Source organism: Sporomusa sp. (assembly GCF_035561155.1).
GTDB lineage: Bacteria > Bacillota > Negativicutes > Sporomusales > Sporomusaceae > Sporomusa.
The window spans coordinates 1-15,273 of record NZ_DATMYD010000134.1 but is presented as its reverse complement, the minus strand read 5'-3'; the positions used below and the strand labels follow the sequence as shown (position 1 = coordinate 15,273).

The 15,273-nt window shown below is 43.0% G+C and carries 15 protein-coding genes; 11 read left to right on the top strand and 4 right to left on the bottom strand.

Annotated features, from left to right (window positions below):
* Nucleotides 1-148 precede the first annotated feature (148 nt).
* Entirely contained in the window at nt 149-616 is a 468-nt protein-coding gene (locus tag VN447_RS17960; protein WP_325526828.1) for a hypothetical protein, read from the top strand.
* Between the two features lie 226 nt (nt 617-842).
* Here VN447_RS17960 and VN447_RS17955 read toward each other — a convergent pair whose 3' ends face one another.
* Entirely contained in the window at nt 843-2,057 is a 1,215-nt protein-coding gene (locus VN447_RS17955; protein ID WP_325526826.1) for an SLC13 family permease, read from the bottom strand.
* Between the two features lie 254 nt (nt 2,058-2,311).
* Here VN447_RS17955 and VN447_RS17950 point away from each other — a divergent pair, with 254 nt between their 5' ends.
* The 3 genes from VN447_RS17950 (at nt 2,312) to dapF (ending at nt 4,315) form a co-directional block, all read left to right on the top strand.
* Nucleotides 2,312-2,845, top strand: a complete 534-nt coding sequence (locus tag VN447_RS17950) for a dihydrofolate reductase family protein (RefSeq protein ID WP_325526824.1) — start codon at nt 2,312-2,314, stop codon at nt 2,843-2,845.
* 63 nt (nt 2,846-2,908) lie between these two features.
* The gene (locus VN447_RS17945) at nt 2,909-3,133 is read left to right on the top strand and encodes a hypothetical protein (protein ID WP_325526822.1); all 225 of its coding nucleotides are present in this window, start codon (nt 2,909-2,911) and stop codon (nt 3,131-3,133) included.
* A gap of 327 nt (nt 3,134-3,460) precedes the next feature.
* Nucleotides 3,461-4,315: a diaminopimelate epimerase gene (gene dapF / locus VN447_RS17940; RefSeq protein ID WP_325526820.1), complete on the top strand. Its 855-nt coding sequence runs from the start codon at nt 3,461-3,463 to the stop codon at nt 4,313-4,315.
* Between the two features lie 194 nt (nt 4,316-4,509).
* Here the strand turns inward: dapF and VN447_RS17935 are convergent, their stop codons facing one another.
* The 3 genes from VN447_RS17935 to VN447_RS17925 all read right to left on the bottom strand — a co-directional run bounded on the left by VN447_RS17935 (nt 4,510) and on the right by VN447_RS17925 (nt 6,014).
* The gene (locus tag VN447_RS17935) at nt 4,510-4,767 is read right to left on the bottom strand and encodes a hypothetical protein (protein ID WP_325526818.1); all 258 of its coding nucleotides are present in this window, start codon (nt 4,765-4,767) and stop codon (nt 4,510-4,512) included.
* Between the two features lie 243 nt (nt 4,768-5,010).
* Entirely contained in the window at nt 5,011-5,316 is a 306-nt protein-coding gene (locus VN447_RS17930) for an AzlD domain-containing protein (protein ID WP_325526816.1), read from the bottom strand.
* The gene (locus tag VN447_RS17925) at nt 5,313-6,014 is read right to left on the bottom strand and encodes an AzlC family ABC transporter permease (RefSeq protein WP_325526814.1); all 702 of its coding nucleotides are present in this window, start codon (nt 6,012-6,014) and stop codon (nt 5,313-5,315) included. The genes VN447_RS17930 and VN447_RS17925 overlap by 4 nt, the downstream gene beginning before the upstream one ends.
* 171 nt (nt 6,015-6,185) lie before the next feature.
* Here VN447_RS17925 and VN447_RS17920 point away from each other — a divergent pair, with 171 nt between their 5' ends.
* From VN447_RS17920 to VN447_RS17890, 7 genes are all read left to right on the top strand, one after another.
* Entirely contained in the window at nt 6,186-6,740 is a 555-nt protein-coding gene (locus tag VN447_RS17920; protein ID WP_325526812.1) for an XRE family transcriptional regulator, read from the top strand.
* A gap of 257 nt (nt 6,741-6,997) precedes the next feature.
* Complete coding sequence (locus VN447_RS17915; protein WP_325526810.1) at nt 6,998-8,662, top strand: methyl-accepting chemotaxis protein; 1,665 nt, start codon at nt 6,998-7,000, stop codon at nt 8,660-8,662.
* A gap of 256 nt (nt 8,663-8,918) precedes the next feature.
* Nucleotides 8,919-10,565 (top strand): sigma-54 interaction domain-containing protein, encoded by a 1,647-nt coding sequence (locus VN447_RS17910; protein WP_325526809.1) that lies wholly within the window; start codon nt 8,919-8,921, stop codon nt 10,563-10,565.
* Between the two features lie 433 nt (nt 10,566-10,998).
* Nucleotides 10,999-12,531 carry a histidine ammonia-lyase gene (hutH, locus tag VN447_RS17905; protein WP_325526807.1) on the top strand — a complete coding sequence of 511 codons (1,533 nt, stop codon included), beginning with the start codon at nt 10,999-11,001 and terminating at the stop codon, nt 12,529-12,531.
* Between the two features lie 180 nt (nt 12,532-12,711).
* The gene (locus VN447_RS17900) at nt 12,712-14,106 is read left to right on the top strand and encodes a sodium:solute symporter family protein (RefSeq protein WP_325526805.1); all 1,395 of its coding nucleotides are present in this window, start codon (nt 12,712-12,714) and stop codon (nt 14,104-14,106) included.
* Nucleotides 14,106-14,351 (top strand): hypothetical protein, encoded by a 246-nt coding sequence (locus VN447_RS17895; RefSeq protein ID WP_325526803.1) that lies wholly within the window; start codon nt 14,106-14,108, stop codon nt 14,349-14,351. Before VN447_RS17900 ends, VN447_RS17895 begins: the two co-directional genes overlap by 1 nt.
* Before the next feature lie 17 nt (nt 14,352-14,368).
* Nucleotides 14,369-14,911 carry a hypothetical protein gene (locus VN447_RS17890; RefSeq protein WP_325526801.1) on the top strand — a complete coding sequence of 181 codons (543 nt, stop codon included), beginning with the start codon at nt 14,369-14,371 and terminating at the stop codon, nt 14,909-14,911.
* Nucleotides 14,912-15,273: the final 362 nt, after the last annotated feature.

Genomic DNA, 15,273 nt, shown 5'->3' with positions numbered 1-15,273 from the left:
CGCGGTTTGTTTGCCGTACCCAAAAACCACATAGCGACCAGCTTAGCCAGTCTATCCGGGGGAGTAGGCTCTATATTATCAATGTGAAATACTGTGAATACACGAGAAAAACGAAGAAAAGTTTTTGATTATTAAGGGAGGCTTGAATTTGAAGCAAAAAGTTATTATTTTCGTTATTATTTTGAGTATACTGCTTGCGCTTGGCTGGGCGGTCAATTATTATCATTTCCGCGCAACTCCACCGGTAGAATCGACTACTCCGGAGCCGGTAACAATCCTTCCGCCTCCTGCCAATGAGACACCTAGTGTGCAGGAAGGTAAGCCGGCTACACCTGATTCTAAGTCGCGCGTCTCTGAAGAAGGGGCAATAGGTTCACAACATATGCCACCTGGTAAAAAAGTAACTACAGATGACAAGCCTGTTAATTTGGCTGATCACACAGTTTCCATAAAGCGAGAAGAGAAAAAAGGTATTGAAATTATGCCCGGGGTGCAGGTGAAAAGCGGGGTAGTTCATGTTGAACTTGATGAGGATAAGGACAGGTGGATTGAGATTGAGCGGAATCCATCGAATTCTAACAGTGAATATCAGATGCTGCTTAAAAGGAAGTTTTAGAAATTTATACGGAAATCTTATAGGTCATTTACTCTGACAAAAAAAGAAAACAGATTGTCTTTTCGCCCTCAGGGTTAACATCTTCTACATAAATTTTTACGTCTGGTTCTACTCTAATATAGTAACCCACACTGTCCCTTAAAAATGGATAGTTTTCAATCTGGAAAATTGAGCGGTCAACCGGGATATCACGCGATGTAGTGGTGAAATAGTTAAAGCGAGCTACCTATAACAATAGTACGCCAATGGCTGTTGTTAGTAAGGTAAGTGGAAAGCCAACCTTGAAATAATCCCTGGCAGTTATATGGACATGCTCACCTTTAGCAATCTCTACCACAATCAAATTGGCGATAGATCCAGTTATCGTAAGATTTCCGGCCAACGTAGAGAACAAAGCTAACGCTTTCCACCAATATTCTGCATTTGTTGCTGGTATAAGGAATTTTAGTAATAAAACGGCAGGTACATTACTAACTATGTTTGAAACGATAAGAGTCAACACCGCAAATAAACCGATACTGTTAATTTCCGAAAAAAACAAATGTTCAAGAAGCAGGTTCATTAACCCGCTATGTTCGACACCGGCCACAATGATAAAGAGACCAATGAAAATAATTAAGAGATTAAAGTCAACGCTGGTATATACTTTGTTTGGTTTAACGCGTCTGGTGATGAGTAATAATGCTCCTCCTAGGCTAGCAGATAGAGCCAAATCATATCCACTCATATAAGCGATTAACACAAAAATTAATACAAGAAAGGTTTTAATTATCAGATATATGTGTACATTGGTATTATTGATAGGGGATGCGAAATAACGGCCTTTGAGCTCCTCCCGGTAATAATAAGTTATAACGGCGTATGTAGAAATCAAGCCGATTAGCGCCACCGGACTTGCCGTTAAAAAGTAGGATATAAACGAAATGTTGGATAAACTTCCTACTAAAATATTTTGCGGATTACCTAGTAGCGTTGCGGCACTGCCGATATTGGATGCCATCGCCACGCCTAATAGATGCGGCAGAGGATTGCATTGGGCTTTTCTACATATAAATAGCACTACTGGAGTAAAGAGCAGGCAGATGATGTCGTTTATTGCCAATGCCGACATAATACCGCTGACCATGACAATAGCGAAAAGTAACTGCTTTTTGCTGTTGACTCGTTGGCAGACCGCATTTCCCATCAGTTCGAAGAATCCCGCCAATTTCAAGTTAGCGACCACAATCATCATTGAGAATAAGATAATGATCGTTCTATAATCAACAGCTGAGGTTGCTTCCTGGAAGGACAATACCCCTGTACCTACTGTGGCTACCGCCCCAATAATAGCTGCACCTGCACGGTCTACTCGAAATATCGGGCTTTTACCCAGTGTAAATATGACAAGTACGGCCACCAAAATTAATGCAGCCCATAGCATTTCTATCTGATATTTCAAGATAAGACCCTCCTTCAGTTTCAAAAAATTACATATTATTATAGCATAATCACGATGTCATTAGTTAGTCTCAGCTATCAAAAGGTACATGCTTTATAGTGGTAGGGTTTGTCAAGGCAGGCGAGACGTGGGATATGATAGAATCAAATTGAGGGGGCGTTACTTGAGAGAAATCCCGACGTTGTTTTAGAGTAATGATCTTTCCGTTGATGGCTATATCGTTGATATTTATATTAATGGAGGCTTTGATATCCATGGAAAGAAAAGTGATTTTATATATAGCAATGAGTGTAGATGGTTACATTGCAAGGTTAAATGGGGATATTGATTGGCTATCAATTGTAGATAAACCACCGGAAGACTATGGGTATGCCAAGTTTATTGAAACCGTTGATACCGTAATAATGGGAAGAAAAACTTATGATAAGGTACTTTCATTTAATATCGATTTTCCACATAACGGGAGAAAATGTTATGTGATTTCAAAAACAAGAACCGGAGTTGATCAGAATATAGAGTATTATTCTGATGATCTTGAAGCGTTAATAACAGGCTTAAAGAAAAAGGAAGGGAAAAATATTTTTGTTGACGGTGGAGCAGAGATTGTAAATGAGTTATTTAAGAGTAAAATGATCGACGAACTGATCATATCAATAATCCCAACTGTTTTAGGCAATGGAATTAGACTTTTTCAAGACGGACGCCCTGAGCAAAAACTAAGATTGAAAAGTACACTTTATTTTGAAACAGGTCTTGTTCAGCTATGTTATTGTTGTGAGAAGCAATGACTGGTGAGAACCTGCCCCGAGTCCTTTTGTCAAATAATAGGTTAAGATCGGATATGATAATCGATGGGAACCATTAATTTAGTAGAATGGCTGGGATATTTGGCTTCGGGTTTGGTAGCGATTTCTTTTTTGATGAAATCTATCAATAAATTGCGTTTTATCAATGTGGTAGGTGCTATTTTATTTGTCATTTACGGAGTTGCGATTCAAGCATTGCCAGTAGTCTTAGTTAACCTGTTTGTTGTCGGAGTAAATGTATATCATTTAGTTCGAAAAAATGCTGGGTAAAGGCGTCGAGGTACAAGGGCACAGGTTTAATGTACCAAAGAATAAAAGATGCTAACTAGCTTTGGGTTGGCATGCGAATTAAACAAGCTAACGAAAAAGAGTCACCCGGCAAATAGAACAGTTTCAATAATGTAATAAAACTGTAATGAATTTTTAGCAGGGTACCTTATACATTACGGAGAAAATGGCAATAACCTACTAGTATAGGTCATTGCCATTTTGTTTAATAGTATATTGCGGTCATCGTTATAGCGGGAAAACCTTGCACAGAAGGCTACCCGATTTATGGATAAGGACAGATCAACTAGATACATGGGAGGCGCTCTAATGAATTTTCATTTTTATAAGTATCATGCGTTAGGAAACGATTATATTGTTATTGATCCCAATAAGGCAGGCGTTGACTTATCTGAGGACAACATACGATTGATTTGCCACCGGAATTTTGGTATTGGCTCAGATGGTATCCTTTTGGGCCCTTTGTTTCAGGGAAAATCCATTAACTTGAGGATACTTAATCCCGATGGAAGCGAGGCCGAGAAAAGCGGCAATGGGGTTAGAATATTTTCCCGGTATCTTGTAGACGAAGGCTATGTCACAAAAAAAGAGTTTAGTTTGGGGACTGTTGGCGGTGAAGTTTATATAGAGCTGCTTGATGACAAAGGCAGCCAGATCCGGATAGATATGGGAACAGTAACGTTCCAGAGTACGAACATTCCTGTGACCGGACCAGACAGGGAAGTGCTGAACGAAGAACTGGTAGTTCAAGGTCAATGCTTATCCACAACCTGCGTGTCAATTGGCAACCCCCATTGTGTAGTGCTGTATGATGAGCCCTCTCGTGAAACAGCGCTAGATCTGGGACCCGCAATTGAAAACCATAGCCGTTTTCCTAACCGCATTAATGTTCAGTTCTTAAAGGTGTTAGACCGAAATAATATTCAGATTGAAATCTGGGAACGTGGGGCGGGATATACACTTGCTTCTGGCAGCAGTAGCTGTGCGGCTGCTAGTGCAGCCTATCGACTCGGAATGGTTGACAATGAGATTAATGTCCATATGCCAGGCGGTATTATTAAAGTAGATATCCAGAAAGACGGACATGTTTTTATGACAGGTTCTGTCAACCAGGTCGGCAAAGGGTTCTTCTCTGAGGAATTATGGGCTCGGATTCAGGCATAATGACAACTTATTAGGAATAAATAATGATGATCTATACCCGGATCTGCCAATTCAGCCAATAAACACGGGGCTAGGGCATTTGATTTAACACAACCATATGAGGCATCGCTAAATAAGCGATGCCTCATTACTAATTAATTCGGACTAAAATTCATCTTCATCATCAAAATCTGGGAAGAACCCAAATAACATAATTATTCAGCAATTTTGCCTGCATTAGATATGATAAACACGTCAAGTATATCTTTTAGATCGCTCGGTAAAGCAATATTATGGCGGCTGCCTACACTATTTAAAGCTGAATTCAATGCAGCTTGGAAACTAGGGGTTAATAACACCTCAGGATTAGGAGAAACTATGGCACTAAGGTTGGTATATAAGAAAACTTCAAGTTCATCGCTAATATCAGGACGTATTACGGCCGCTTCTCTATGAAGTAAGACTTTATTCATATAGATGTACCTCCGCTGAACTTATGATATCCAGTATATGTTCCACAATTGTTTATATTACCAATTGTGGTATTTACTGTCGAGGGTGAGCTTAATTCCAACTCTATCCACAGAGGCTAAACCGATTAAAGATGGTCCTCTAACCAGGGGAACCAAGAAGAGATCATAATGTAATGCGCATTCCAATTTTAGACTGAACCCAGGTTAAGAAAGAACAACCGTGCATAGTAATTAGGCTGTTTCCTAATGGTAAGACAGAATCAAGAAGACAGCAAGGATGGAGGCTGAGACGGACGACACCAATCCTCCTTTAAACCATGAACAAGTTGCCGATACTAGTATGCCGGCAAGTGTTGCTATAGCCATCTCTGATGGTGCTTCCATTGCTCCCCGGACAATTAATGCGCCAAGAGCAGTGTAGGGTATATAAAGGAGAAACCGCCGTAATAACGGATGTAGCGGACGTTCTGATAACACAACCCAAGGTAGTAGCCTTGGCAAATAGGTAACAATCATCATGGCAATGATTAATGGTAAATAATTTGTCATAGTTGACACTCCTTGGTTTCGTCCTTTAACACGAAGAGGCCAATCAATGAGGCCAATATAATCGATGCAATAAGGCTCCAGCCAGACGGAAGAACAGTAAAGTAGTCGTTGAATACATAGATAATTCCCGAAATAACCGCTAAGCACAGAACGTTAGCAGACTTCCTTATCTCAGGCACCAGTATCGCAGTAAACATGGCGTAAAGACCTATTCCCAGGCTGCTCTGAACCGTTACAGGTAACGCCGTACCTAGAAGATAGCCTGCGAAAGTGCCGCTTACCCATGAACCATAAGCAATGCCTTGCAATGCAAGCAAAAAGGGTACACTAAGTTTGCCTTTTTTTAATGAGGCGACAGAAAAACTTTCATCAGTAATACCAAAAGCAATAAACGGCAGCCAACCTTTTTTTACCTCTTTAAGGCGCACAGCCAAAGAAGCACTCATCATTAGATGCCGTAAATTGAGCAGAAATGTCGCAAGCACTATATCCCCTGTGGCGATTCCGGCTTTAATAAGGTCTAAAGCCATAAACTGACTTGCCCCTGCAAAGACAATCAAGGAAAACAAACAACTGTCTAATAGTGAAATATTGACTGTCTTCGCAAGCAGGCCAAAGGCCATGGCTACCGGGAAATAACCAATAACAATAGGTATTCCTGCGACAAATCCCTCTTTAAAACTATGGGATTCTTGCATTATTTAACCCCTCCAGCACCCAAAATAGTAAAAGTTTTCTTTGGTATGATATAATAGCCAATAAGTGCACTATAACGCTCGTGTTTCATAACGCACGAAATGAATGTTATAACGTCTTTTGGTTATTATATAACACACACATTATAGATTACAAGTAGAGGGGGTAATTTTTTGAGAGATTTAAATTTGATAATCGCCAGTAATTTGAAACGGATTCGCGAGGAGAAGAAATTAAGCCTTGAAAAAGTTGCCGATATTACAGGTGTTAGTAAATCCATGCTTGGGCAGATTGAGCGAGGTGAATCCAGTCCAACAATCAACACCATCTGGAAAATTGCCATTGGGTTAAAAGTCTCTTTTACATCCCTGATTAATGCCCCTCAAGACGACGCAATGATTGTGCATAAGTCTGATGTTGAACCGCTCATTGAGGATAACGGCAAATATAGAGTTTACCCAGTCTTCCCTTATGAAGATGGTCGTCGTTTTGAAATGTACATAGTTGAGATAGAGCCGGGCGGACATCTGTGTACAGATACTCATGGAGAGAAAACACAGGAATTCATTACCGTTGTTGACGGTGAATTGACTATGATAACGAACGAAAAAGAGTATACGGTAAATAAAGGTGACTCTATAATGTTCCGGGCAGACAAGCGCCATACATATCATAACCCTGGTATTGGACTGACGCGATTAAGTATGGTTATTTATTATTCACTGTAAAATTGTTAGGGTGTAATGGATTAGTGACGATTATCTTCAGCGCAAATAAGTGGTCTAATTTGAATGTTTATCAGGATGCAGATTGCATTATTGATTTATTTAGTAAATTATTCCTGAACGTGATCTATGTCATCGATTATTATTTGTTTTTATCCTAGAATATAACAAATAGATAGATGCAAGAAGGAACCTGTACCCGCACAGAGGGGTTTCTTTCGGGCCTAAGGATAAAAATAAGTTAATTCACGGAGGGTATTATGACAGTAAAGAAAAAACTAATTATGATTTTGGCAATGCTGTTCTTATTTGTAGGCGGACTATTGGCTGTTAACCTTTATACCTTCGAAGAACTAAAAGGCGATGGGTCTACCATTAATTTATCCGGTAATTTACGCTTTCGCGCATATAAATTAGCACTACTTACGAACAGACTTGCCGCTGTACCCAAAGAAGAGAAGCCTGTTCTGCAAGATGAAATTGGCCAGGAAATAGCTATGTATGACAAGATTCTCAATGGTCTAGAGCAAGGCGATGCTACATTAAAATTGACAGCTGTTGGTTCTGATGGTGCCCGTCAACAGATCAATAAGGTTAAGCCGATGTGGGCTGAGTACAAATCTTTCATCCAGCAGGTCATTGCTGCTGAAAATCAAGAAATGGCAGCAGGCGGAGTGGGTAGGGTTAATGCTTACGTTGCCGGATATGTAGATGAGGTAAATAAGCTAGTTAATATACTTGACACCTATTCACAAAATAAAGTTACTACGTCCAAACAGGTTCAGGTTGCTATTTTTACCTTATCAATATTCGTTGTTATTATTGCCTTTTATGTTGTTATCGTGCAGGTAATTCGCCCTTTGACCCAGTTATCAGTCTCTTTTGCCAATGTCGCCACAGGTCAGGGTGATTTGACGCATAGATTAAATTTGGAGCGTAGAGATGAGATTGGGCAGATTAGTCAATATTTTGATATGTTTATCGCCAGTGTGCATGAAATAATTAAAAGCAGCCGCAAGACTGCTGCAGAAGTATCCCGCCTGGCCAATGCCCTATCGCAGGCGAGTTTAGAAAGTGGCAACGCTGTAGAGCAGGTGGCTGTCAGCATGCAAGATGTCGCAGGCGGGGCTAGTGAGCAAAACGCCAGTGTCCGTGATTTAGCGCATAGACTTGATAATATTTCAACTGGTATGAAGCAAGTTGCGATAAATGCCCATCAGGCGGCCAGCCTTTCTGGCGAGTCTGAGCGTCAGGCTCACAGCGGAGCCGAAAATGCGGATGTTCTGGTCGAGCGCACAGAAGACCTTAAACAAACGGTTGATAAAATTTCGGATAGTGTCACCACATTAACTGCTCATTCAAAAGATATTAGTCAGATTATCGATTTGATTAAGCAGATAGCAGGCCAGACAAACCTTCTTGCTTTGAACGCAGCCATTGAAGCGGCCAGGGCTGGCGAAGCTGGCCGAGGTTTTGCTGTAGTGGCGGATGAAGTTCGAAAGCTTGCTGAGCAGAGCAATCATGCGGCCGATAAGGTAACTGAAAAGATAAAGGCTATTCAGAGGCCGGTAGATGATACTCAAGCAATTAATGTGCTTCTGGGCCAAGAATTAGGGAATATTGTCTCGGCTGTGACAAAGCTGTCTCAATCTCTAACCATTATAGTGGATAAATCAAAGCAAAGTCGTCAGGCGGTTGAGGGAATTGCCGAACTAAATAACCAGACGTCAGATCAACTCTCCGGCATTGCACAAGCCTCGCAGACGGTTGCTAGTGTAGCAAAACAGATTGCCGCTTTGTCTGAGGATTCGGCAGCTGCTGTTGAAGAACAGACTGCCTCAGTGCAGGAGTTTTCCGCTACGGCTCAACAGTTGTCCAGTTTGGCAGCTAATCTAGATTCGATGGTTAGGCGATTTAAGGTTTAACAGATAACTGAACTGACGCCAATGAGATATTTTCTTTACAAGAATGCAGTAACGGTGGAACCGTTGAAATGTCCTAAACCCATCAATCTGTAAGGGTTCAGGACATTTTTAGGCGAAGAGTTTCGTTTGGAGTGTTGTAGCAATTTAGCTTATCTGATATACAGTATGCAGGATTATGGTGAGTTTGTTGAGAAGAACACATAGTAAACTCTACAGGCTACTTTCCAGTATTAAAGCAGAAGAAAATGGAGGTTTAATGGCTGTGCTTGATTTGATCATTAAACTTGACGCTGCACTTCGCATAAAGGCAGTGCAGCGGGTTGGGGAAAATCATGCGTTTGCAGATAATATCTGTACCAGCTTAATAAATCAGCAAATCGACCATGTATTGGGGGCTTCTCTTAAAGATTATGGCATTGTGGAGCTTAGCAATAAGTTCTTTCGATATCAGTGTGTAACTGAACCGGATGGAAGAGTATTATATTTAAGCAGTAACGGAGTACTGCTTGATTTTTACAAACAGATTTTTGGACATATGGCAGAAGGCGTTCAAATATATGACCGCAACGGGAACTTTTTGTTTGGCAATCCCGCAAGTGAGTCCCTGGAGGGGTATAGGAGCCTTGATTACCTGGGAAAGCATCTGCTCGACATTTATGATGTAAACGAGGAATACAGTACGGTTCTGACGATTTTAAGAACAAAAAAGCCGGTTGCAAACCGGTGTGACCGCTTCAAGATGAAAAATGGCATGACTTTAACTACAATAAACTCCGGATATCCTCTGATAATTGATAACAATCTGTATGGCGCTGTTGTTTTCGAAAGCGATTTATCTGTATTAAAACGGCTTAAAAATCGTACTTTTAACCTGGAAGCGTATATTGGCAGTACGGAGCCTGTGGGCCAAGCGGCCATGTACACCTTTGATAATATCGTACATGAAGACGAGAGCATGAAAGATATTATTCATTTTGCCAAAAAAGTGTCTCTTACTGATTCGTCGATCCTGATTGTGGGAGCTACCGGAACAGGAAAAGAGCTTGTGGCGCAGAGTATACACTCGTTTAGCGCCAGAAGATATAAGCCATTTATCGATGTTAATTGCAGCGCTGTGCCTGGCAATCTGTTTGAGAGCATGTTTTTCGGTACTGAAAAGGGCGCTTTTACAGGCAGCGTCAGTAAGGCTGGGCTTTTTGAAATGGCGAATGGCGGAACAATTTTTCTTGACGAAGTCAATTCCATTAGTCCGGAGATACAGGCTAAGCTTTTAAGGGTTTTGCAGGAAAAGCGTTTTCAACGTATAGGCGGCAACAAATATATACAATGTGATGTGCGGATCATCTCCGCAGCGAATGAGAACCTTGCCGCTCTTATGCAGCAGCAAAAAATCCGTATGGATTTTTATTACCGGATCTCTACCATCAAGATTGATCTTCCTGCTTTAAAAGACCGCAATCAGGATATAATTCTCCTGGCACGAAATTTCCTGCAGGAATTGTGTGCGCAGTATAATCGGGAGCAGCTTACTATGGAGGAAGGGGTACTTAATGCCTTCCAACAATATGATTGGCCGGGCAACGTAAGAGAACTTCATCATGTAATTGAATATGCCTTTAACCGTGCTGCAGATGACGTAAGTATGATAACGCTTGAGTGCCTGCCGGATTATTTAAGACCGTTAGAACGGGCAACTAGCAGTACTCATCGAGACAGTAGCACAAAAATAGTGTTATCAGGAGAGCCAGGGTCATTTGATGAACGTGTAGAACGCTTTGAATACGAATTAATTCGCCAGACATTGGATGAGAATTCGGGGAATATTACCCAGACTGCCAAGGTGTTGGGGATGAGCAGGCAAAGTCTGCAGTATCGAATGAAGAAATTTAGCATGTGTGAATAGTAGTGCAAAAATTTTCTGGGCATGACGCCAAATTATTTGGCGTCATTTTTGTTTGGATTGGTAAGGAGTTTTTCTGAAATTTCGCTAAGGGGTGCAGAAAAATTTGGCATAGTATAAATGCAATAATCGAAAAATTGGCATATTATTGGATTTATTAATCAAAAATTCGTCACTGGCTGCAAAATGACACGTGTTATTCTCAATGAATTTACAATCGATTCTCAATTAGATTGTATGAATAGCAATAAAAGTATTTAGATTCTGTATATTTTATCTATTTGTCTATTCAATAAGAGACGTTGATTAGAGTTGGCATAAGTTTTGCAATAGTAATCTTTGAAATAATTATTTCTCAGAAAAATTAAGTGGAGGTGGACGTTGAACTGGGCAATTAGTTACCGGCGGTGTATAGGCTGGTACCAGAGGAGGCATTATGCGGGAATATCAAGAAACGGTAATCATTGGCGGTCGCCTTACCATCGAGGATATTGTTAGGGTAGCCCGGAAGCAAGCCCCGGTTGCCCTATCGGCGGAAAGGAAAAAAATCATATCCCGGTTCAGGGAAAAAGTGGAGGCTTTTTTGCGAGAAGACCGGGTTGTCTACGGTATTACTACCGGTGTGGGACCTTTCTGGCAAAAAAGAATTTTTCCGGAAGATTCCATGCTTATGCAGGAAAAATTCATTATGAGCCATTCCTGCAATGTGGGCGATCCATTTCCAGAAGAAGTCGTTCGGGCTTTTTTACTGGTTTTGGTCAACAATCTTACGCAGGGCCATACCTGTATTAGGCTGGATACTGTGGAAACACTGCTGGCCATGCTGAATAAAGGGGTTACTCCTTACATACCGCAAAAGGGTTCTGTGGGCTATCTCCAGCCGGGCGCACATATGGCGCTGGTATTATACGGCAGGGGCAAGGCTTATTTTCAGGGACAGCTAATGACCGGGGCCGAGGCTATGAACCGGGCCGGGCTTGCACTGATCCGGCTGGAGGCCAAAGAAGGCCTTTCCCTGATGAATAACTCATCATTTATGACTGCGGTGGGGAGCTTGGCGCTGCATGACGCCATCAACCTGGCCAAGCTTTGTGATATTGCAGGGGCTTTAAGTTTTGAAGCGCTGCAAGGCAATATCAGCCATTTTGACAGCAGACTGTGTACAGTGCGGCCCTATCCCGGCATGCGCAAAACTGTCGATAATCTCAATTGCTTGCTTGCCGGCAGCACGCGCGACGGAGTCAGTACCCGGCGACTGCAGGATGCATTAAGTATCAGGATGATACCGCAGGTTCACGGCGCCTGCAAGGATGCCATCAGGTATGTTGAGCAAAACCTTCACACCGAGCTGGCGTCAATCAGTGATAATCCGCTGGTCTTTGAAGAGGCGGACCAGGCTGTTGTTGTTCATGGCGGTAACTGCGACGGCGCGCCAGTCGGATTAGTGCTGGACGTGCTGGCCATCCCGGTAGGGGAAATGGCTAATATTTCGGATCGGCGACTGTACCGGTTATTGGATCCCAGTCTGAGCGGGCTGCCGCCATTTCTTATTAACAACGGCGGACTTAACAGCGGGTTTATGATCACGCAATATACCGCGGCCGCACTGGTGGCTGAAAATAAACTGCTGGCTCAGCCCGTATCGGTTGACTCCATCCCTACTGCGGGCGGGCAGGAAGATTATGTGAGTTTTGGCTGTATTGCCGCCAAAAAGGTCCGGACTATGGTTGAAAATTTACGAAATGTCGTAGCTATCGAATTATTGGCTGCAAGTCAGGCCCTTGATCTGTCGCCGCCGGCCAATTTTGGCGCAGGAACTAAGGAAACCTATTTGGCCGTAAGGGAAGCCGTACCGTTTATGGAAGAAGACCGGGTCATTTGTGAAGATATTGAAGTCATCAGCCAACTGATATTGTCGGGGGAATTGGTCAAGCGCGTCGAAACTAAAACAGGTGCGCTGGCTTATTAGTACATAAGCTCCGAAGGGTGAATTTTGTCCTGTAGGAAAGTATAACTTTCCGTCTGGATAAGGGCAACATCGGCTTCCGCTTTCGCGAAGGCTCGGCGCAAGCCGTGTTTTCTTTATACAAAGTGTAAGGCTAGTTTGCTCTCTAATTATGACGACTTTTTAAAAGGCAGGTGTTTATTGATGTTATTATCAACCTTTGATAATGTGGTTATTATTTTATTTACCCTGTTCATTGTACTTGTCGGCTATCATTTCTCCAAAGCCGTAAAAGATATGGAGAGCTTTTATCTGGGCAACCGCAGTCTGCCCTGGTCTTTAATTGTGGGCGCTTTGGTAGCTACCTGGTATGGCGGGGTAGGTACGGTGGGAACTGTGGAATATGCCGCTATGTATGGTCTTTCCATCTGGCTCATTTGGTGCGTTACCGCCCATGCCGGCCGGATACCTCTGGCCTTATGGGTTGGCCCTAAGATTCATGTCAGGACCGATATTACCGTACCCGATTTGCTGGAAAGTACCTATGGTAAAGGTGTGGCCATACTGGGAGCCATTCTCATGTTTATCTATTGCACCCAGCTGGGTAATGTAACAGCTATGGGCTTTATCGGTAAGGCGGCTTGGGGCATCAGCAATGTGGCCGCCGGTGTCATCTGTGTCGGCATCGTGGTGGTGCTGGCGGTATTGGGTGGTTTAATGGGTGTTGCTGTAACCGACATGGTGTTATTTTGGTGCATGTGCTTTGGCCTGACAATGGTCATGCCAGGTCAGTGGACCGATATTGGCGGCTGGGCCGGTTTGCAGCAGGCTTTGGCAAGTACACCAGAATTGTTGGACCCTGTGGGTGGACTTACGCCGATGAAAGCTGTTATGCTGTGTGTGCTGGCTTTTGGGGTTTATGCTGACCCGACTTTCTACCAGCGGTTTTCTGCCGCTGATTCCCCGAAAGCAGGCAGACGGGCCTTATTATCCTGCTTTGTCATCTGGATTTGCTTTGATATCGTATTAACCCTGGCTGGTTTGGTCGTAAAAGCCAAATACCCTGACTTGCTGCCAGGCGAAGGTTATATCAAGCTGGTTTTAGAAAGCCTGCCTGAAGGGGTACGCGCGTTATTTATCATTGGCTTGGTCGGCGGGATTGTATCCGCGTTGGATGGCTACTATCTGTCCGGTGGCGCTACTTTGGCTAACGACATTTATGCCAGATTCAAAGGTGACCTTACACAGAAGCAATTGGTTACCGCAACGAGGGTCGGTATTGTTTGTATTGCTGCATTGTCGCTGTTAGTTGCTTTCCAGTTTACCACTGCTCAGGACGCCTTTATTTTCGTTGCCAGTCTGTGGATGGCGGCCGGTTTCGTGCCGATTGTCGGTGCTTTGGTCTGGCCGGGAAGAAAGACGGTATTGGGTGGCTATATGGGACTCTTAACCGGCGTTATCGTGTTTTCATATTTTAAAGCAGTCCCATTGGAAGCGTTTGAACTGGAACCGCTTGTTGCCGCGTTGCCCTTATCGCTGCTCGCCTGGATTATTGGCAACAAGGTCGGTACAACAGTTGTAGAGAAGGAGGCGGCATAATGTCTAAAAAGGATTTGGAAATAAGCTGGTTTGGTATTGACGGGTTTCTGGTTGCTTTATATTTTGTTATGGTTGCCATAATCTTTTATGCCATCACTTCGCAAAACGATTTTATTGTTGGTAAAGTCATACCATATGCCCTCATGATTACCGTAACCCTTATCTTTCTAAACTATTTGTCGATTGTGTTCAAGTTTAGCAAAAGCAACGGCAAGAATGATAACAGCGATCAAAAATCGGTTTAAGGCTGGAGAGGCAGTATATGGACATTAGAGCATTTCCCATTCGTATTGAAAAAGAGGAAGCAGGCCGGATGGCCGAGTCACAAGGTAATTTGCTGAGGAGAATCTTCTGTCGGGGCAAATCTCTGTCCGAAATTAGACTGCATTTTATAGAATGCAAGTTAATTACTTATGAAGTTACCCATAAGCCTAATATTCTGGACAAATTATTCGCCCGGAAACCAGGCGCCAAAAAGCAGATGATTACTATGCTGGCAGATAGCAGCAATAGTTCTGTGGCCTGGGTTGATACTATGCCTGGTGTTGTATCCCTGACGAATGTGAGTGAGGATCAGGTTCAATATACTGGTAAGGATGAAGAGTATCTGATTAAAAAGGGCCGCTCGGTGGCCTTGAAGGTTGTGCACCGTCATGTCGGCGGGATCCCGGAGATTGAGAAGGTCACGGTCGAGAGTGTATTTAGGCCTTATTGGATTGCCTTTTTCGGGGAAGTCATAGAAGGGAAAAAAGTCCATTATTCCCCTATTGCTGCCGACGGGTGCAAGGTGCATAAAACAATTTGACGCTATGGCTGAAGGTGAGCCATGAGTCTGTGACAGGCTCATGGCTCCTTATGGCCTGCATGTAGCAAGGAATATTGTTATAAAACTGACATTGGGAAAAATCAGGGAAGTGTGGTTAAGAATTTAGCCATTTCTTTCTTCATGTTGCATACGCCGGCAAGGGGGCTGACGGGGTTAAATTCCTGGCAGCCGCAGGCGGGCTCATAGTGCTGTTTATCCGATGACAACCCGCTCTAAGACTCCCATCTTCTACAAGTGGGAGTTATACCCAAAGGGCACAGGCGAGCGGCTAAGTCCCTGGATAAGGGCGACTAACCTTCAGATGGGGTTAAAACCCCACCTGAAGCTAAGTCTACTTTATC